Consider the following 18,484-nt stretch of genomic DNA (forward strand, 5'->3'; position numbering starts at 1 on the left):
GTACCCGACTCGTTACGCAGGTGGCAGGAGCTTCCATGACTCGTCATACGTTGCTGAAGGCCGGGCTGACCGTCTCGGCGCTGGGCGCCGCCCTGGGCGTCACGGGGGGCGCGGCGCACGCGATGGTGCAGCCGGTGCAGTTGCCGCAACTTCCCAAGACGGACCCCCAGGCGGCCCTCCAGGCCACGATGGGCGCCGTTCCGCATGTGACGGGGGTGGCCAAGAACCTGAAGGTCAACCCGCTCTCGCAGACGGGCGTCGACCCGCTCAACAACGGCATCGGCACGCAGGTCAGCGACTTCAAGCCGGTCGACACGACGACCCTGACCGGCTCCGTGACCAACCTCCCGAACCTGCCGGTCGCCGGGCCGCTGCTGGGCGGGGCCATCCCCGGCTGAGGCCCGTCGTCCTCGCCGTACGAGAACGGCTCCGCCTCCCCCGGACGGAGGGGAGACGGAGCCGTTCGGCGTGGGCCGGCTCAGTAGGACGAGCCGGAGGCGCCCAGGGAGCCCGTGGGGTGCCAGACCGTCTTGGTCTCCAGGAACGCGGTGAGGCGGTGCGTGCCCGGGTCGGCGGCGAAGTCCTCGCCGTCCACAGCCTGTGGACGCAGGACGCGCTTGAGGTTGTCCGCCGCGGCGACCTCCAGATCGCGGGCCAGCTCGGCGTCCGCGCCCGTCAGGTCGATGGCGTTGACGTCCTGGTGCGCCGCGAGCGGCGCGGCGATCTCGGCCGCCTTGCCCGACAGGACGTTGACGACACCGCCCGGCAGGTCCGAGGTGGCCAGCACCTCGCCCAGGGAGAGCGCCGGGAGCGGGGCCTTCTCGGAGGCGACGACGACCGCCGTGTTACCGGTGGCGATCACCGGGGCGACGACGGAGACCAGGCCCAGGAACGACGACTCGCGCGGGGCGACGATCGCGACGACACCCGTCGGCTCGGGGGTGGAGAGGTTGAAGAACGGGCCCGCGACCGGGTTCGCCCCGCCCACGACCTGGCCGATCTTGTCCGTCCAGCCCGCGTACCAGACCCAGCGGTCGATGGCCGCGTCGACGACCGCCGCGGCCTTCGACTTCGACAGGCCCTCGGCGTCGGCGACCTCGCGGACGAACTGGTCCCTGCGGCCCTCCAGCATCTCGGCGATGCGGTAGAGGATCTGGCCCCGGTTGTACGCGGTCGCGCCCGACCAGCCGCCGAACGCCTTGCGCGCCGCGACGACCGCGTCACGGGCGTCCTTGCGGGAGGAGAGCGGCGCGTTGGCCAGCCACTTGCCCTTGCTGTCCTGCACTTCGTACACCCGGCCGCTCTCGCTGCGGGGGAACTTGCCCCCGACGTACAGCTTGTAGGTCTTGAAGACGCTCAGACGGTTCGTCGTGTCAGACATCGAGGTACGCCTCCAGGCCGTGGCGGCCGCCCTCGCGGCCGAAGCCCGACTCCTTGTAGCCGCCGAAGGGCGAGGTCGGGTCGAACTTGTTGAACGTGTTGGCCCAGACGACACCCGCGCGGAGCTTGTTCGCCACCGCCAGGATGCGGGAGCCCTTCTCCGTCCAGATGCCGGCGGACAGGCCGTACTGGCTGTTGTTCGCCTTGGCGACGGCCTCGTCCGGGGTACGGAACGTCAGCACCGACAGGACCGGGCCGAAGATCTCGTCGCGGGCGATGGTGTGCGCCTGCGTGACGCCCGTGAAGAGCGTCGGGGCGAACCAGAAGCCGGAGGTCGGGATCTCGCAGGCGGGGGACCAGCGCTCGGCGCCCTCCGCCTCGCCCGTCTCGGCCAGCGCCTTGATCCGGGCGAGCTGCTCGGCGGAGTTGATCGCGCCGATGTCGGTGTTCTTGTCCAGCGGGTCGCCGAGCCGGAGCGTCGACAGACGGCGCTTGAGGGCGTCCAGCAGCTCGTCCTGGATGGACTCCTGGACGAGGAGGCGGGAGCCGGCGCAGCAGACCTGGCCCTGGTTGAAGAAGATGCCGGTGACGATGCCCTCGACGGCCTGGTCGATGGGCGCGTCGTCGAAGACGATGTTGGCGCCCTTGCCGCCCAGCTCCAGGGTCAGCTTCTTCTCCGTGCCCGCGACCTGGCGGGCGATGGCCTTGCCGACGGCGGTGGAGCCGGTGAAGGCGACCTTGTTGACGTCCGGGTGCTCGACGAGCGCGGCGCCGGTGTCCCCGTAACCCGGGAGGATGTTCACGACACCCTTCGGCAGGCCCGCCTGGCGGCAGATGTCCGCGAAGAACAGGGCGGACAGGGGGGTCGTCTCGGCGGGCTTGAGCACCACCGTGTTGCCGGTGGCGAGCGCCGGGGCGATCTTCCACGCGAGCATCAGCAGCGGGAAGTTCCACGGGATGACCTGGCCGGCCACGCCCAGCGGCTTCGGGTTCGGGCCGTAGCCGGCGTGGTCGAGCTTGTCGGCCCAGCCCGCGTAGTAGAAGAAGTGCGCCGCGACCAGGGGGAGGTCCGCGTCGCGGGTCTCCTTGATCGGCTTTCCGTTGTCCAGGGTCTCCAGGACGGCCAGCTCACGGCTGCGCTCCTGGATGATCCGGGCGATCCGGAACAGGTACTTGGCGCGCTCGGCGCCCGGCAGCGCCGACCACTTCTCGAACGCCTTGCGGGCGGCCTTCACGGCCCGGTCCACGTCCTCGGCCCCGGCCTGGGCGACCTCGGAGAGCACCTCCTCGGAGGCGGGCGAGATGGTCTTGAAGACCTTGCCGTCCGCGGCCTCGGTGAACTCGCCGTCGATGAACAGGCCGTAGGACGGCGCGATGTCGACGACCGAGCGGGACTCGGGGGCGGGTGCGTACTCGAACTTGGTCATGGTGATCAGTCCACCGTCACGTAGTCGGGACCGGAGTAACGTCCGGTGGCCAGCTTCTGACGCTGCATCAGCAGGTCGTTGAGCAGGCTGGACGCGCCGAACCGGAACCAGTGGTTGTCCAGCCAGTCCTCGCCGACGGTCTCGTTGACCAGGACCAGGAACTTGACGGCGTCCTTGGTGGTCCGGATGCCGCCCGCGGGCTTCACCCCGACCTGTACCCCGGTCTGGGCGCGGAAGTCGCGCACCGCCTCCAGCATGAGCAGGGTGTTCGCGGGGGTGGCGTTGACGCCGACCTTGCCGGTCGAGGTCTTGATGAAGTCCGCGCCCGCGATCATGCCGAGCCAGGAGGCGCGGCGGATGTTGTCGTACGTGGACAGCTCGCCGGTCTCGAAGATGACCTTCAGGCGGGCCGCGCCGCCGTCCTCGCGGACGCAGGCCTCCTTCACGGCGCGGATCTCCTCGTAGACCTTCAGGTAGTCGCCCGCGAGGAACGCCCCGCGGTCGATCACCATGTCGATCTCGTCCGCCCCGGCGGCGACGGCGTCACGGGTGTCCGCGAGCTTGACGTCGAGGGCGGCACGGCCGGCCGGGAAGGCGGTCGCCACGGAGGCGACCTTCACGTCGGTCCCGGTCAGGGCCGCCTTGGCGGTGGCCACCATGTCGGGGTAGACGCAGACGGCGGCGGTGCGCGGGGTCGTGCGGTCGGTCGGGTCGGGATTGACGGCCTTGGCGGCGAGCGCCCGGACCTTGCCCGGGGTGTCCGCGCCTTCGAGCGTCGTCAGGTCGATCATCGAGATGGCCAGGTCGATGGCGTACGCCTTGGCCGTGGTCTTGATCGAGCGCGTACCGAGGGACGCCGCGCGCGCTTCGAGGCCGACGGCGTCGACGCCGGGCAGCCCGTGGAGGAAGCGGCGCAGTGTGCTACCGGACGCGGTCACGTCAGCGAATGCGGATGCTGTGGTGGTGGGCATGGTCACCACTTGAGCATATCTACGCGCGTAGCGACCTGTACAGCCCCGGAACGGCAGGCTGTGGAAAACCGCAGGTGGTTACGGGCGCAGTGAGCTCTGTCACGCGGCTGTGACATGGAGCGGACGCCTCCCGCATACAAGATCCATAACTTTGTTCACGCAGCCCGCCAGAACTCACCGGCCCCACCCGAACGAGCAGGCGGCATGCGGCTCTTCCTCATCTCATCCACTTTTCAGCTCCACGGAGTCGTCATGCGTTTCGCCCTTCGCACCGCCATCGCCACCGCGGTCCTCGCCGGTGCCGCCCTCAGCCCGGTGGCCACCGCCACCGCCGCCTTCGCCGCCGACGCGAAGCCCGCCTCCTCGGATGCGACCAAGCCGGTCACGCCGGACGTGAGGCCTGCCGCCCCGGCCGACAAGGCCGCCACGCCGGAGGTCGAGCCGGGAGCGGAGGCCAAGCCGGGAGCGGAGGCCAAGCCCGGGGCGGAGAGCGACGGCGAGCGCGAGCCGGTCGAGACCGTCCAGCTCGTCGAGGGCATGTCCGCCCAGGTCTTCCGGGTCAACGGCACCCTGGAGGCGGACGTCCACAAGGCCGGCAAGACGCTGTTCACCCTGAAGGTGGGCGAGAAGCGCACGTACAACCGCGTCGAGGTCCTGCTGAAGGCCGACGGCCGGGTGATCCCGCGCCAGGTCGACGAGGACATGGGCGAGCTGATCCGTACGGGGACCCTCAAGAACGGCACGTACGTCAAGATCTACCGCGTCACCTCGAACCACCACCGTGCCGACGCCTTCATCGACGGCGCCTCGATCGGCGTCCTGGACGCCGACGGCCGCTCGGTCGCCGCGCAGAACGACGTCCAGTACTTCGTGCTCAACGCGGACGGCTCGACGTACAACTGGCTCGGGCTGGACAACGTCGTGACGGGCGCCAAGCCGGGCGTGTACGACCTGCCCACCGGCCAGCTCATCAAGATCACCAAGGCGGACGGGCGCTACGGGATCTCCGCGTGCGACAGCAAGGGCTGCCCGAAGGGCGTCCGCTTCGTCGACGACACCGGCCGCGTCGTCCTCCAGACGCGCTCGGCGGTCGTCGTCCTCGACCGGTCGGGAACGTTCTCGCACCACATCATCGGCGGCGTCGCCAACGGCGTGGCCGTCTACGTCGGCGCGGACGTCCCGGGCGCCAACAAGGACAGCGACAAGGACAGCGACAAGGGCACGGGCGAGGGGACGGACAAGGGGACGGACAAGGGGACGGACAAGGGCGGCTCCACGGCCATGCCCGCCGCCACCGCGACCCCCGCCGCCGTCACGGCCCACGGCACCACCTCGCAGACCTCCGTCGTGCCCAAGGGCGGTGTCGCCGCCGGTGCCGAGACGGCCGGCGAGGGCGACCAGTCCCTGCTGATCGCCGCCGGGGCGGGCGCCGCCGCGCTCTCCGCCGCCGGTCTGGGCTTCGTCGCCATGCGCCGCCGCCGGGCGGCCGACCGCGGCTGACCACCGATCTCCCCGTGACCTGTCACCGACCCGAGCCAGGCCACACCCCACCCCCCGGGCGGGCCGCCGCGACACACCCCACGCGGCGGCCCGCCGCACACGTTCCCAGGAGCCCCCGTTGAAGCACCGGCTCGCCGCCGCGCTGCTCGCCCTCGCCGTCCCGGCCACCCTCGCCGGTACGGCCGGCTGCGGCGCCCCGGCGGACAGTCCCGGGGCCGCCACCCCGCCCGCCCACGTCAAGCCCGCCACCGCCCCGCCCAGGGCCACCGCCCCGCCGAGGGCCACCGCCGCGCCCATGGCCCGGTCCGAGCCGGTACGGGTGACGATCCCCGCCGCGGGCGTGGACACCGGGCCCGTACTCGCGCTCGGTCTCGCCGCCGACGGCACCGTCGAGGTGCCGTCCGTCGCCGACGCGGACAGGATCGGCTGGTACGACAAGGGCGTCACGCCCGGCGAGACGGGCCCGGCCGTGCTGATCGGCCACTTCGACACCGCGAAGGGCCCGGCCGTGCTCAAGGACGTCGCCAGAATGCGCACCGGCGACGAGATCCGCGTGCGGCGCGCCGACGGCACGACCGCCGTCTTCCGCGTACGGGAACTGGAACAGGTCGACAAGAAGGCCTTTCCGACGCGGAAGGTCTACGGCGACACCACCCGTCCCGAATTGCGCCTCATCACCTGCGGTGGCGAGCTGGTCGACGGGCACCGGCCCGACAACATCATCCTGTACGCCGATCTGGTCGCGTGAGGACCGTGCCCGTGAGGCAGAATCGGCGGCATGACGACCCCACAGGAGCCCCAGTACGCCGACCGGTCCTTCCGCTCGACCGCGGGGATCGTGGGCGGTCTCCTGCTGCTCGGCTTCGCCGCCTGGATCGGCGGTGACGCGCTGCTCACCGGCGAGGGCCGGGTGCGCTGGATCGCCGTCGCGGGGCTGCTGCTGGTGGTGCCGCTGATCGTCGCGTTCACCTTCCGGCCCGTGGTGTACGCGGGCGACGACCGCATGCGGGTACGGAACCCGTTCCGGACCGTCGACCTGCCGTGGGCGTCGGTCGCGGACGTGCGCGCCGGGTACTCCAGCGAGGTCATCACCCGGGACGGCACCAAGTACCAGCTCTGGTCGGTGCCCGTGTCGCTGCGCGAGCGCAAGAAGGCCGCGCGCCGCCAGGACCGGGGCGGCGCCGACGCCCGGGAGGTCCGCACCGCCGGGGCCGACCAGACCGTCGCCGACCTGCGCGAAATGGCCGAGCGGAACGCGTCACGGCCCACCGCGCAGGGCGAACCGCACATCCGGTGGGCCTACGAGATCATCGCGCCCGCGCTCGTCGGCCTCGTCCTGCTGGTCGTCCTCTCGGTCGTCTGACCGTCACGGCGGGCCCGGCCACACCAGCAGCATGTAGGCGCCCAGCCACGCCGACGACAGCACCGCCGCCCCCAGCACCAGCCCCGCCACCGGAAGCCGCGCCCGGCTCACCGCCACCGCGAGCGGCAGCAGCAGCGGGAAGGCGGGCAGCAGGAAGCGGGCGCGCGGGAAGTACACCCCGCCGCTGCCCAGCACCACCAGCAGCAGGACCCCGCAGAAGACGAGGAGCGGCAGCGGCTGCCGGTCGGCCAGGCACAGCGCGTACAGCGCCACCGACGCCACCAGCACCGCCGACACGGCCACCAGGAAGAGCTGGGGAGTCCGGTCGTACGCCAGCAGCTCGCGCATCCAGCGCAGCGTGCCGGCCCCGCCGTCCCAGGCGTTGCGCCACAACCGCTGCACGGCGAAGTAGCCGTCCCAGCGCCCCACCCGGGCGCCCACCCACGCCACGTACCCCAGCCAGCCCAGCGGGGCGGTGAGCGCCGCGACGAACGGTGCCCACGCGCGCGTGCGGGCCGCCGCGACCAGGCCGGTCACCGTCACGGCCGCCGCGAGGGCGATCCCGGTGGGGCGCGTCAGCCCGGCGAGCACCGCGAGGGCGGCCGCCGCGTACCAGCGGCCGGTCAGCACGGCGTACAGGGCCCACGCCGCCAGCGCCGTGAACAGCGACTCGGTGTAGCCCATCCACTGCACGATCCCGACCGGCAGCGCGCCCCACAGGACGGTCAGCACGGTGCCGGCGCGTCGCCCGCACAGCCGGGCGCCGACGGCGAAGATCCCCCACGCCGCGATCAGCGAGAACGCCACCGCCAGGACCAGCGCCACCGACGCGCGCGAGCCGGGCGTGACGCCCGCGACCGCCTTGATCAGCACCGGGTACAGCGGGAAGAACGCCAGGTTGTTGGAGTCGTACCTGGTGCCCAGGCCGTCCTGGTACCCGTGGTCGGCGATGCCCAGGTACCAGTTCGAGTCCCAGGACGAGGCGAGCACCGGCCACACCCCGTGCTGCTTGAGGTGCGCCCAGCGGGCCAGCACCAGCAGCCCGAAGAGCCGCACGGCCAGGTACGCCAGCAGCGCGGGCGCGGCGTACCGCAGCGAACGGGCGGTCCGCTCCCGGACGCCCCCGCCCGCCGGGGACGGGGGCCGGCGCGACGCGGGGACTCTCGGGCGCGGGGTGATCACCGACGGCGGCACGGTGGCGCTCCAGGGGCTCGGCTGCGGTACCGGGGGTCACCCTGCTCGGTGACCGGGGGTACGTACCGGGGCCGTGCGTCACCTGCCGTACGGGATTCACCCGTACGGGCACCGGCCGCCGACTCGGATGCCGGCTCGGAAGGCGGCTCGGATGCCGGCTCGGATGCCGGCCCGGAAGGCGGCTCGCGGGCGGCTCAGATGCCGGCGGCCGCCGCCAGGTCGCGCTTGACCGCCGCCAGGATCTCGTCGCCCTTCGCCCGGGCGTCGGCCAGCTCGCTGGCGTGGGCGACCGGGACGACGACCTCCAGGTAGCACTTCAGCTTGGGCTCGGTGCCGCTGGGGCGGACGATGACGCGCGCCTTGAAGGCGCCGTCGAGGTAGTACCGCAGGCCGTCCGTGGGCGGCAGTCGGTCCGTGCCCTTCGACAGGTCCTCGGCGGACGTCACGGTCAGTCCGGCGAGCGCGGTGGGCGGCTGCTCGCGCAGGCGGCGCATGGCGTTCGCGATGACGCTCAGGTCCTGCACGCGGACGGAGAGCTGGTCCGTGGCGTGCAGCCCGTGCTCGATGGCGAGGTCGTCCAGCAGGTCGGAGAGGGTGCGGCCCTGCTCCTTCAGCTCGGAGGCCAGCTCGGCGACCAGCAGCGCCGCCGTGATGCCGTCCTTGTCGCGGACGCCGCCGGGGTCGACGCAGTAGCCGAGCGCCTCCTCGTAGCCGTACGCGATGCCCTCCACGCGCGCGATCCACTTGAAGCCGGTCAGCGTCTCCTCGTAGGGCAGCCCGGCCGCCTCGGCGATCCGGCCCAGCAGGCTGGAGGACACGATCGACTCGGCGAAGGTGCCGGTGGCGCCCTTGTGGACCAGGTGGGCGCCGAGCAGCGCGCCGACCTCGTCGCCGCGCAGCATGCGCCAGTCGTCCTCGTGCGGGACGGCGACGGCGCAGCGGTCGGCGTCCGGGTCGTTGGCGATGACGATGTCCGGCCGGACCTCGCGGGCCTTGGCGAAGGCCAGGTCCATCGCCCCCGGCTCCTCGGGGTTGGGGAAGGCGACGGTCGGGAAGTCCGGGTCCGGGTCGGCCTGCTCCTCGACGAGCGCGGGTGCCGGGAACCCGGCCCGCTCCCAGGCCGCGAGGACGACGTCCTTGCCGACGCCGTGCATGGCCGTGTAGACGACGTTCGCGGTGCGCGGGGAGCCGGAGGTCAGGACGGCGTCCGTACGGGCCAGATAGGCCTCCACGACCTCGTCCCCGAGGGTCTCCCAGCCCTCCTCGGCGCGCGGCACGTCGTCGAGGCTCCGGATCGCGGCGATCTCGGTGGCGATCCCGGTGTCGGCGGGCGGCACGATCTGCGAACCGTCGCCCAGGTAGACCTTGTAGCCGTTGTCGCGCGGCGGGTTGTGGCTGGCGGTCACCTCGACACCGGCGACCGCGCCCAGGTGCCTTATGGCGTACGCCAGGACGGGCGTGGGCAGCGGGCGCGGCAGGATCGCGGCGCGCAGACCGGCGCCGACCATGACGGCGGCGGTGTCGCGGGCGAAGTCGGCCGACTTGTAGCGGGCGTCGTAGCCGATGACGACGAGGCCACCGGTGTGGCCCTCGGCCTTCAGGTACGCGGCGAGCCCGGCGGCGGCCCGGATGACCACGGCCCGGTTCATCCGCATGGGCCCGGCGCCCAGCTCACCGCGCAGCCCGGCCGTGCCGAACTGGAGGGTGCCGCCGAACCGGGCGGCGAGCTCGTCGAGGTCCCCCGCCTCGATGAGCTTGGCGAGCTCGTCGCGCGTCTCGGGATCCGGGTCCTCGGCGAGCCACGCCTCCGCCTGCGCGATGAGGTTCTGCTGCACGGGTGTCTGCCTCTCTCGGTGTCGTACGACTGGTCTGCGCTACGGGTACCGGTACCCCGCCGAGGTGCCCCCGTCCCGGGTGCCCCCGGGCCCCTCGGGGTCGCCCGTCCGCGGGCGGGGCGCCGTGGGGCCCGCTCCGTGGGGGTGTCCTGGGCTCTCCTTCGCGAGCTCAGTCGCTTTACGCCCGGAACACCCCCACTGCGCGTCCTCCTTCGGGGCGGGCCCAGAGCTCCTGCGGCAGGGGGGTCCGGGGGCGCGGCACCCGGTTTCGGGAAGGGGCGGGGTGGGGGACGAGAGCCCCCACCGGGGACCGGCTAGATCCGGTCCAGAACGCGCGTCAGGAGCTCACCCATGCGGGCGGCCGAGTCGCGGCCCGCCTGGAGGACCTCCTCGTGGTTCAGCGGTTCGCCCGAGAGGCCCGCCGCGAGGTTGGTGACCAGGGAGATGCCGAGGACCTCCGCGCCCGCCTCACGGGCGGCGATGGCCTCCAGGACGGTGGACATGCCGACCAGGTCGCCGCCGAGGACGCGGACCATGTTGATCTCGGCCGGGGTCTCGTAGTGCGGGCCGGGGAACTGGACGTAGACGCCCTCCTCCAGCGTCTCGTCGACCTCCTTGCACAGCGCGCGCAGGCGCGGCGAGTACAGGTCGGTGAGGTCCACGAAGTTCGCGCCGACGATCGGCGAGGCGCCCGTCAGGTTGAGGTGGTCGCTGATCAGGACCGGCTGGCCGGGGCGCATGCCCTCGCGGAGGCCGCCGCAGCCGTTGGTCAGCACGACGGTCTTGCAGCCGGCGGCGACGGCGGTGCGCACACCGTGGGCGACGGCGGCGACGCCACGGCCCTCGTAGTAGTGCGTACGGCCCAGGAAGACCAGCGCGCGCTTGTCGCCGATCCGGTACGAGCGGATCTTGCCGCCGTGGCCCTCGACGGCCGGCGGCGGGAAGCCGGGGAGCTCGGTGACCGGGAACTCGGCTTCGGGCGCGCCGAGGGCGTCGACGGCCGGCGCCCAGCCGGAGCCCATCACCAGGGCGACGTCGTGGGTCTCGGTGCCGGTCAGCTCGCGCAGGCGCGCGGCGGCGTCGGCGGCGGCGGCGTAGGGGTCGCCCTGGAGGTGGTCCGGGGTGGCAGTTGCGTTCACAGAGTCTCTCGCCTCGCGAAGTAACAGTCGCCCCGGACCGTTGACGACGACCGGGGGTCCGGGGGCCGGCCCCGGAAGAAAGCAGTACGCACAAGAGCGTAGCCCGAAGTTGCCTACGCGCGTAGATGACGATGCCCACGGAGCTCGGATCGTTGTCTTGTCGTTTCCGACAAAGGTACGACGGAGAGCTGTCAGCAGGGCCGCTTGCGCAGCTCCATCACGTAGTCGTGCGGCGCGCCCGCGGACTCGGCGGCGTCCGCGACCTCGCCCAGATAGCGGGCGGACGGCAGGCCGCCCTCGTAGCCGTTGAGGACGTACACCCAGGCGGGCTCCTCGCCGTCCAGCGTGTCCACCCGCACCCGCATGCGCCGGTAGATGTCCAGGCCCACGCCCTCCCAGCGGTCCATGGAGTCCTCGTCCATGGGGGCGATGTCGTACAGCGCGACGAACACCTGGGAACGCGGGGCCTCCACGATCGTGGCCAGGGCGCCCTCCCAGCCCATCTGCTCGCCGCCGAACGTCAGTCGCCAGCCGTTGAGCCAGCCCGTGCCGCGCAGCGGGGAATGCGGGGCGCGGCGGGTCATCAGCCGCGCGTCGAGGTTGCCGGCGTACGCGGCGTAGAGCGACATGGGATCGAGGGTACGGGAGGGCCGGGGGTGAGCGCTGTTTCCCGTTGGAGGGCCCCGGGGGGAAGCACCGGTGGCCGTGCGGGACAATGGGGTACGTACTTGCATCCCTGCCGTGACGAGAGCGCGAGGCGTAACCCCTGTGACCCGGATCGTGATCATCGGTGGCGGACCCGGCGGATACGAGGCGGCCCTGGTGGGCGCCCAGCTCGGCGCGGAGGTGACCGTCGTCGACACCGACGGCCTCGGCGGAGCGTCCGTCCTGACCGACTGCGTACCCTCCAAGACCCTCATCGCCACGGCAGAGGTGATGACCAACTTCGACTCCTCCCACGAGGAGCTCGGCATCATCGTCGCGGACGACACCCCGCACATCGAGCAGGCCGCCCGGATCGTGGGCGTCGACCTCGGCAAGGTCAATCGACGGGTGAAGCGGCTCGCGCTCGCCCAGTCCCACGACATCACCGCCTCGGTCACGCGTGCGGGCGCGCGCGTGCTGCGCGGCCGGGGCCGGCTCGCGGGCCGCCAGGCGCTGGACGGCTCCCGCCAGGTGATCGTCACCGCCGCCGACGGTACGGAGGAGACGCTCACCGCCGACGCCGTACTGATCGCGACCGGCGGTCACCCGCGCGAGATCCCCGACGCCCTGCCGGACGGCGAGCGCATCCTCAACTGGACGCAGGTGTACGACCTGGACGAGCTCCCCGAGGAGCTCATCGTGGTCGGTTCGGGTGTGACCGGTGCCGAGTTCGCGGGTGCCTACCAGGCGCTCGGGTCCCGGGTCACGCTGGTCTCCTCGCGCGACCGGGTGCTGCCGGGCGAGGACCCGGACGCGGCGGCCGTGCTGGAGGACGTCTTCCGGCGCCGGGGCATGAACGTCATGGCGCGCTCCCGCGCCGCCTCCGCCAAGCGGGTGGGCGACCGGGTCGAGGTGACGCTCGCCGACGGGCGGGTCATCTCCGGCACGCACTGCCTGATGGCCGTCGGTGCCATCCCGAACACCGCCGGGATGGGGCTGGAGGAGGCCGGCGTACGGCTCAAGGAGTCCGGCCACATCTGGACCGACAAGGTCTCGCGCACGTCCGCGCCGGGCGTGTACGCGGCCGGTGACGTGACGGGCGTCTTCGCGCTGGCGTCGGTGGCGGCGATGCAGGGCCGGATCGCGATGTACCACTTCCTGGGCGACGCGGTGACCCCGCTCAATCTCAAGACCGTCTCCGCGAACGTCTTCACCGACCCCGAGATCGCCACGGTCGGTTACACGCAGGCCGACGTCGACGCGGGGAAGATCGACGCCCGGGTGGTCAAGCTGCCGCTGCTGCGCAACCCGCGCGCCAAGATGCAGGGCATCCGGGACGGCTTCGTCAAGATCTTCTGCCGGCCGGGCACGGGGATCGTGGTGGGCGGTGTCGTGGTCGCCCCGCGCGCCTCCGAGCTGATCCACCCGATCTCGATCGCGGTCGACAACAACCTGACGGTCGAACAGATCGCAAACGCCTTCACGGTGTACCCGTCCCTGTCGGGCTCGATCGCCGAGGTGGCACGACAGTTGCACACCCGGAAGACGGCCGCCGAGGTGTAGTCCGGTCCGGGGGAGGGACAACACCCTGCAACCCCCGGCAAGTCGGGACATCGATCGGTCAAGGAACGTTCTCGGACGGGCCCGCCTATACCACCTGGCGGGCCCGTCTGTTCGCAACTTCCCGTAATAGGCGCATACCGCTGCAAAGAAACGGTCGCTGGGGTTACTGTCAGTTTCGTGTTCGCTGCAGAACGTCGCCAGTTGATCCTTGAAATGGTGCGTGCCAACGGGGCGGTATCGCTCCGGGAGCTCGCCCGCGTCGTCCAGACCTCCGAAGTGACCGTACGGCGTGACGTGCGGGCACTGGAGGCAGAAGGACTCCTCGACCGCCGGCACGGCGGTGCGGTGCTGCCGGGCGGATTTACGCGAGAGTCCGGCTTCCCGCAGAAATCCCATCTCGCGACCGCCGAGAAGACGGCCATCGCCGACGTGGCCGCCGGTCTCGTGGAGGAGGGCGAGGCCATCGTGGTCGGCGCGGGGACCACCACGCAGGAGCTGGCCCGCCGGCTCGCCCGCGTACCCGGGCTGACCGTCGTCACCAACTCCCTGCTGGTGGCCCAGGCGCTGGCCCACGCCAACCGGGTGGAGGTGGTCATGACCGGCGGCACCCTGCGCGGCTCCAACTACGCCCTGGTGGGCAGCGGGGCCGAGCAGTCCCTCCAGGGGCTGAGGGTCTCGCGGGCGTTCCTGTCCGGCAGCGGGCTCACCGCCGAGCGGGGCCTGTCCACGTCCAACATGCTGTCGGCCAGCGTCGACCGGGCGCTGGTCCAGGCGGCGGCGGAGGTCGTCGTGCTGGCCGACCACACCAAGCTCGGTACGGACACGATGTTCCAGACCGTGCCGACGGACGTGATCACCCGGCTGGTCACCGACGAGCCCCCCGCCCACGACGACCGCGCCGCCACCGAGCTCCAGGCGCTGGCGGACCAGGGCGTCCAGATCACCGTCGCCGGCCCGGCACCCGGCGCCTCCGGCGCCGAGGGCGCCCCGCCACCGGGTCGCCAGGCCCGCCGTGACGTCCCCCTCCCGGGCCAGCGCGGCGGCCGCCACCCAGGCGGCCCGCAACTGCGCAGCGCCTCCCTCTCGGCGGACGGCCCGCCCTCGGAGCGCGGCGCGAGGGTAGCGGATCTGCGCCGCCGCTGACGGGCCCGCCAACGAGGCGGTGCCGACCGGGACGTGAGGCCGGTCGGCGTTCCGTCGTCACGCCTTGAGGCCGCGCAAGGTGAGGGTCAGAAGACGGTCGGCCAGTTCCGGGTCGTCCGGGGACTGTTCGGCGGCCAGGGCGATGGCGTTGGTGAGCTGCATCAGGTCGTCGATCGACACGTCCGCCCGTACCGCGCCCGCCTCCTGGGCGCGGACCAGCAGGCGCTCGCCGGCCGCGCGCATCGGGGTGCTGCACTGCGACAGGGCCGAAGTCGTGTCGTGCGACGCGGACATGAGCGCGCGGGCCAGGCCCCGGTATTCGCCGGCGTGCGTGACGATGGCGCGCAGCCACTCCACCAGCGCCGTGCAGGGCTGCTCGGAGCGCCCCAGGTCGCGCGAGCGTTCCAGCAGGGTGTGCAGCGCCTCCTGGAAGACGGCGTTCATCAGCGCGTGCCGGTTCGGGAAATGCCGGTACAGCGTGCCGATCCCGACGCCCGCGCGGCGCGCGATGTCCTCCAGCGACGCGTCGGTGCCGTGCTCCGCGAAGGCGGCCCGCGCCTCGGCGAGCAGCCGCCCGTAGTTGCGGCGGGCGTCGGCGCGCATGGGGCGCGGCGTGCCCGGGGCCCTGTCCGCCGCCGTCCCGCTCGCCGCCGCACTCGTCACCATCGCGCCGTCCTCCCTCGTACCGCCGCCGCCCTACGGCTCCAGGATGCCATCGCGGACATGGCGAGGGGCCCGCCGGGCATGTGCCGACGGGCCCCTGTGGTGAACCGGGTCAGTCCTTGATCTCGCAGATCGCGGCGCCGGACGTCACCGACGCGCCGACCTCAGCCGCCAGGCCCTTGATCGTGCCCGCGCGGTGGGCGTTGATGGGCTGCTCCATCTTCATCGCTTCGAGTACGACGATGAGGTCGCCCTCCTTGACCTCCTGGCCCTCCTCGACCGCGACCTTGACGATCGTGCCCTGCATCGGGGAGGCCAGCGTGTCGCCCGAGGCGGCGGAGCCGGCCTTCTTGGCGGCGCGGCGCTTGGGCTTGGCGCCCGCGGCCAGACCCGTGCGCGCCAGGCTCATGCCCAGCGAGGACGGCAGCGAGACCTCCAGGCGCTTGCCGCCGACCTCGACGACGACGGTCTCGCGGCCGGGCTCCTCCTCCGCCTCGGGGGCGGCGGGGGCGGCGAAGGGCGGGATCTCGTTGACGAACTCGGTCTCGATCCAGCGGGTGTGCACCCGGAACGGGTCCGAGGTGAACGCCGGGTCGGCCACGGCCGCCCGGTGGAAGGGGATGGCGGTGGCCATGCCCTCGACCTTGAACTCGGCCAGGGCGCGGGCGGCCCGCTGGAGGGCCTGCTCACGGGTCGCACCGGTGACGATCAGCTTCGCCAGCAGCGAGTCCCACGCCGGGCCGATGACGCTGCCGGACTCCACGCCCGCGTCCAGCCGCACACCCGGGCCGGACGGCGGCGCGAACAGCGTCACCGTGCCGGGGGCGGGGAGGAAGTTGCGGCCGGGGTCCTCGCCGTTGATGCGGAACTCGAACGAGTGCCCGCGGATCGCCGGGTCGTCGTACCCGAGCTCCTCGCCGTCGGCGATGCGGAACATCTCGCGCACGAGGTCGATGCCGGTGACCTCTTCGGTGACCGGGTGCTCGACCTGGAGACGGGTGTTGACCTCCAGGAAGGAGATCGTGCCGTCCACGCCGACGAGGAACTCCACGGTGCCGGCACCGACGTAGCCGGCCTCCTTGAGGATGGCCTTGGACGCCCGGTACAGCTCGGCGTTCTGCTCGGCGCTGAGGAACGGCGCCGGGGCCTCCTCGACCAGCTTCTGGTGACGGCGCTGGAGCGAGCAGTCACGCGTCGACACGACGACCACGTTGCCGTGCTTGTCGGCCAGGCACTGGGTCTCGACGTGCCGGGGCTTGTCGAGGTAGCGCTCGACGAAGCACTCGCCGCGGCCGAAGGCGGCGACCGCCTCGCGGACGGCGGAGTCGTACAGCTCGGGGACCTCTTCGAGCGTGCGGGCGACCTTCAGGCCGCGTCCGCCACCGCCGAAGGCGGCCTTGATGGCGATCGGCAGGCCGTGCTCCTCGGCGAAGGCCACGACCTCGTCGGCGCCGGACACCGGGTCGGGCGTACCGGCGACCAGCGGCGCGCCGGCGCGCTGGGCGATGTGACGGGCGGCGACCTTGTCACCGAGGTCGCGGATGGCCTGCGGCGGCGGGCCGATCCAGGTGAGACCCGCGTCGATGACGGCCTGGGCGAACTCCGCGTTCTCGGAGAGGAATCCGTACCCGGGATGAACGGCGTCCGCGCCGGAATCGGCCGCGGCCTGGAGCACCTTGGCCATGTCCAGATAGCTGGCGGCCGGGGTGTCACCGCCCAGGGCGAACGCCTCGTCGGCCGCACGGACGTGCAGGGCGTCCCGGTCCGGATCGGCGTAGACGGCTACGCTTGCGATCCCGGCGTCCCGGCAGGCACGGGCGACACGGACAGCGATTTCGCCACGGTTGGCGATGAGCACCTTGCGCACGATGGCTCCCTCCTTGAAACAAGCTGAGTTTAGGGACTGCCGACACGGCCTTTCGACCCGTCCCCAATGGTGAGCTTGCCCACACGGAGCGTGATTCGAGGCGTAGTGGAGTCGTGAAATCCCTTGTCGCACCACGTTACGCAGGGCTTCTGAACGGAACAGTAACCCTGAGGTGTGGCCAAGGTCTCTGTCTTCACGGCCAGCGCCGTATCCCGATTCTTTGTGGAGTCCCTACGAATGGGCGAGTGATTCTTTGCGGCGGTGTCAGAACCCTTGTCCCTAGGTTTACCAGTCAGTAGCCTGCGCGCTGTCGTCCGTACCGACTCGTCGGGGCAGGTAACAGGCAGGGGAGTGCCCATGGTGACCCGCAGACCGATAGCTCTGACGGCCGGGATCGTGCTGGCCCTGGAGGCGGTGGGCCTCGTGCTGCTGCACATGGTGCTCGCGAAGGTCATGGGTGGTCAGCGGATGTCGCTGGACGGTCTCGACCCGGACCTGATGGTCACCGCGATCTGGATCATGGGCGGTGTCTTCGGGGCGTACGTGGCGCTCTGCGGGGCGCTGCTGGTGCGCCTCGGCGTACGGGACCGGTCCCCGGGGCGTGCCGCGCGGATCGTGCTGATCTCCTGCGCCATCACGCACGGGGTGCTCGGCGCGGTGGTGGTGGGCCTGGTGGGGTGGGCGGCGTTCGCGTACATGATGGTCGTGCTGGGGCTCGTCGTCGCCTCGCTGGTGCTGTACGCGCCGGAGGACGAGGAGCGGGAGCCCACGCCGCCCGTGGAGGGCGGCGTGGCCCCGGCGTGACGCCCGGGGCCGTCGGCCGTCGGTCCCTTGGGGACGGTCAGTCGCTCCACAGGTCGGTGATCGCGATCCCCAGCTCGGCCAGCAGGCGGCGCAGCAGCGGCAGGGACAGCCCGATCACATTGCCCGGGTCGCCGTCGATGCCGTCGATGAAGGGCGCCGAGCGGCCGTCCAGGGTGAACGCGCCCGCCACGTGGAGGGGTTCGCCGCTGGCGACGTACGCCGCGATCTCCTCGTCCGTCGGGTCGCCGAAGCGGACCAGGGTGGAGGCGGTCGCGGAGGCGTAGCGCTTGGCGGTCGTGTCGTACACGCAGTGGCCGGTCTGGAGGATGCCCGCGCGGCCGCGCATCGCCTTCCAGCGGGCGGTGGCCTCCTCGGCGTCGGCGGGCTTGCCGAGGGCCTGCTTGTCCAGCTCCAGCACCGAGTCGCAGCCGATGACAAGTGCGCCGCTCGCCTCGGGCTTGGCGGCCACGTGGGCGGCCTTGGCCTCGGCGAGGGCGAGCGCCAGTTCGGCCGGCGTCGGGGCGGTGAACTTGTCCTCGTCCACACCGCTGACGATCACCTCGGGGGTGAGCCCGGCCTGGCGCAGTAGACCGAGGCGGGCGGGGGACGCGGAGGCCAGGACGAGGCGGCGGCGCTGAGCAGCAGTCATGAGCGCCATCGTACGGAAAACGCCCCGTGCGCCGGGGTTGCCGCCAAGGGCGGCGCCCGGCCGGCGAAGGGGCGACCGAGAAGTCGGTGAAGGGCGACCGCGAAGTCAGTGCAGGCCGACCACGAACATCGCCAGCAGCATCGCCAGTGCCAGCAGGATCCCCGCGCGACGCAGCATCGCCTGCATGTCGCGCATCTCCTTGGGGGGTTCGTTCTCGGGGTCGGACCACAGCATCCTTCGATCCTGCTGGCGGGACCCGCGCGGGGGGGGGGGGGGGGGGAGTGGGGGGGGGAGGGGGGGGGGGGGGGTGTGGCCGTTCGCTATCCCAAGCGACAGGAAGG

General features: G+C 72.3%; 18 protein-coding genes. 7 read left to right on the forward strand and 11 right to left on the reverse strand.

The genetic code is table 11. The features are described 5' to 3' along the window. Positions 1–35 precede the first annotated feature (35 nt). The gene (locus ACZ46W_RS06880) at positions 36–398 is read left to right on the forward strand and encodes a hypothetical protein (RefSeq protein ID WP_468332586.1); all 363 of its coding nucleotides are present in this window, start codon (positions 36–38) and stop codon (positions 396–398) included. Between the two features lie 80 nt (positions 399–478). On the opposite strand, the gene ACZ46W_RS06885 is transcribed toward ACZ46W_RS06880, so the two are convergent. From ACZ46W_RS06885 to deoC, 3 genes are read right to left on the reverse strand one after another with little or no spacing between them, the layout of a single operon-like run. Next, positions 479–1,381, reverse strand: coding sequence for an aldehyde dehydrogenase family protein (locus tag ACZ46W_RS06885; RefSeq protein WP_468332589.1), 903 nt, complete (start codon positions 1,379–1,381; stop codon positions 479–481). Then, positions 1,374–2,807: an aldehyde dehydrogenase family protein gene (locus ACZ46W_RS06890; protein WP_468332592.1), complete on the reverse strand. Its 1,434-nt coding sequence runs from the start codon at positions 2,805–2,807 to the stop codon at positions 1,374–1,376. The genes ACZ46W_RS06885 and ACZ46W_RS06890 overlap by 8 nt, the downstream gene beginning before the upstream one ends. 5 nt (positions 2,808–2,812) lie before the next feature. Continuing rightward, on the reverse strand, positions 2,813–3,778 hold the full coding sequence (deoC, locus tag ACZ46W_RS06895; protein ID WP_468334661.1) for a deoxyribose-phosphate aldolase: 966 nt from the start codon (positions 3,776–3,778) through the stop codon (positions 2,813–2,815). 252 nt (positions 3,779–4,030) lie between these two features. Between deoC and ACZ46W_RS06900 the strand changes: the two genes are divergently transcribed. The 3 genes from ACZ46W_RS06900 to ACZ46W_RS06910 all read left to right on the forward strand — a co-directional run bounded on the left by ACZ46W_RS06900 (position 4,031) and on the right by ACZ46W_RS06910 (position 6,641). After that, on the forward strand, positions 4,031–5,278 hold the full coding sequence (locus ACZ46W_RS06900; RefSeq protein ID WP_468332595.1) for a hypothetical protein: 1,248 nt from the start codon (positions 4,031–4,033) through the stop codon (positions 5,276–5,278). 118 nt (positions 5,279–5,396) lie between these two features. After that, entirely contained in the window at positions 5,397–6,026 is a 630-nt protein-coding gene (locus ACZ46W_RS06905; protein WP_468332598.1) for a class F sortase, read from the forward strand. A gap of 30 nt (positions 6,027–6,056) precedes the next feature. Beyond that, a complete protein-coding gene (locus ACZ46W_RS06910) occupies positions 6,057–6,641 on the forward strand; it encodes a PH domain-containing protein (RefSeq protein WP_468332601.1) in 585 nt (194 codons plus the stop codon). A gap of 3 nt (positions 6,642–6,644) precedes the next feature. Here ACZ46W_RS06910 and ACZ46W_RS06915 read toward each other — a convergent pair whose 3' ends face one another. From ACZ46W_RS06915 to ACZ46W_RS06930, 4 genes are all read right to left on the reverse strand, one after another. After that, positions 6,645–7,835, reverse strand: coding sequence for a hypothetical protein (locus tag ACZ46W_RS06915; protein ID WP_468332604.1), 1,191 nt, complete (start codon positions 7,833–7,835; stop codon positions 6,645–6,647). A gap of 194 nt (positions 7,836–8,029) precedes the next feature. Next, entirely contained in the window at positions 8,030–9,670 is a 1,641-nt protein-coding gene (locus tag ACZ46W_RS06920) for a phospho-sugar mutase (protein WP_468332607.1), read from the reverse strand. Positions 9,671–9,984: 314 nt separating this feature from the next. Continuing rightward, positions 9,985–10,809 (reverse strand): purine-nucleoside phosphorylase, encoded by an 825-nt coding sequence (locus ACZ46W_RS06925; protein WP_366127775.1) that lies wholly within the window; start codon positions 10,807–10,809, stop codon positions 9,985–9,987. Between the two features lie 191 nt (positions 10,810–11,000). Continuing rightward, the gene (locus tag ACZ46W_RS06930) at positions 11,001–11,438 is read right to left on the reverse strand and encodes a gamma-glutamylcyclotransferase family protein (RefSeq protein ID WP_366127774.1); all 438 of its coding nucleotides are present in this window, start codon (positions 11,436–11,438) and stop codon (positions 11,001–11,003) included. Positions 11,439–11,577: 139 nt separating this feature from the next. On the opposite strand from ACZ46W_RS06930, the gene ACZ46W_RS06935 reads away from it, so the two are divergent. Both ACZ46W_RS06935 and ACZ46W_RS06940 read left to right on the forward strand, forming a co-directional pair. Then, positions 11,578–13,017: an NAD(P)H-quinone dehydrogenase gene (locus tag ACZ46W_RS06935; RefSeq protein WP_468332610.1), complete on the forward strand. Its 1,440-nt coding sequence runs from the start codon at positions 11,578–11,580 to the stop codon at positions 13,015–13,017. Between the two features lie 177 nt (positions 13,018–13,194). Beyond that, complete coding sequence (locus tag ACZ46W_RS06940; protein ID WP_468332613.1) at positions 13,195–14,160, forward strand: DeoR/GlpR family DNA-binding transcription regulator; 966 nt, start codon at positions 13,195–13,197, stop codon at positions 14,158–14,160. Between the two features lie 57 nt (positions 14,161–14,217). Here the strand turns inward: ACZ46W_RS06940 and ACZ46W_RS06945 are convergent, their stop codons facing one another. Beyond that, on the reverse strand, positions 14,218–14,763 hold the full coding sequence (locus tag ACZ46W_RS06945; protein WP_468334664.1) for a TetR/AcrR family transcriptional regulator: 546 nt from the start codon (positions 14,761–14,763) through the stop codon (positions 14,218–14,220). A gap of 172 nt (positions 14,764–14,935) precedes the next feature. Then, a complete protein-coding gene (locus ACZ46W_RS06950; protein ID WP_468332616.1) occupies positions 14,936–16,690 on the reverse strand; it encodes an acetyl/propionyl/methylcrotonyl-CoA carboxylase subunit alpha in 1,755 nt (584 codons plus the stop codon). A gap of 357 nt (positions 16,691–17,047) precedes the next feature. On the opposite strand from ACZ46W_RS06950, the gene ACZ46W_RS06955 reads away from it, so the two are divergent. After that, positions 17,048–17,494 carry a hypothetical protein gene (locus ACZ46W_RS06955; protein ID WP_468332618.1) on the forward strand — a complete coding sequence of 149 codons (447 nt, stop codon included), beginning with the start codon at positions 17,048–17,050 and terminating at the stop codon, positions 17,492–17,494. Between the two features lie 37 nt (positions 17,495–17,531). Here the strand turns inward: ACZ46W_RS06955 and ACZ46W_RS06960 are convergent, their stop codons facing one another. Then, on the reverse strand, positions 17,532–18,143 hold the full coding sequence (locus ACZ46W_RS06960; protein ID WP_468332621.1) for a Maf family protein: 612 nt from the start codon (positions 18,141–18,143) through the stop codon (positions 17,532–17,534). Between the two features lie 105 nt (positions 18,144–18,248). Further along, positions 18,249–18,377 (reverse strand): morphogenic membrane protein MmpB, encoded by a 129-nt coding sequence (gene mmpB, locus ACZ46W_RS06965; RefSeq protein ID WP_366127768.1) that lies wholly within the window; start codon positions 18,375–18,377, stop codon positions 18,249–18,251. Between the last annotated feature and the right edge of the window lie 107 nt (positions 18,378–18,484).

The organism is Streptomyces sp. NPDC031064 (genome assembly GCF_055570965.1).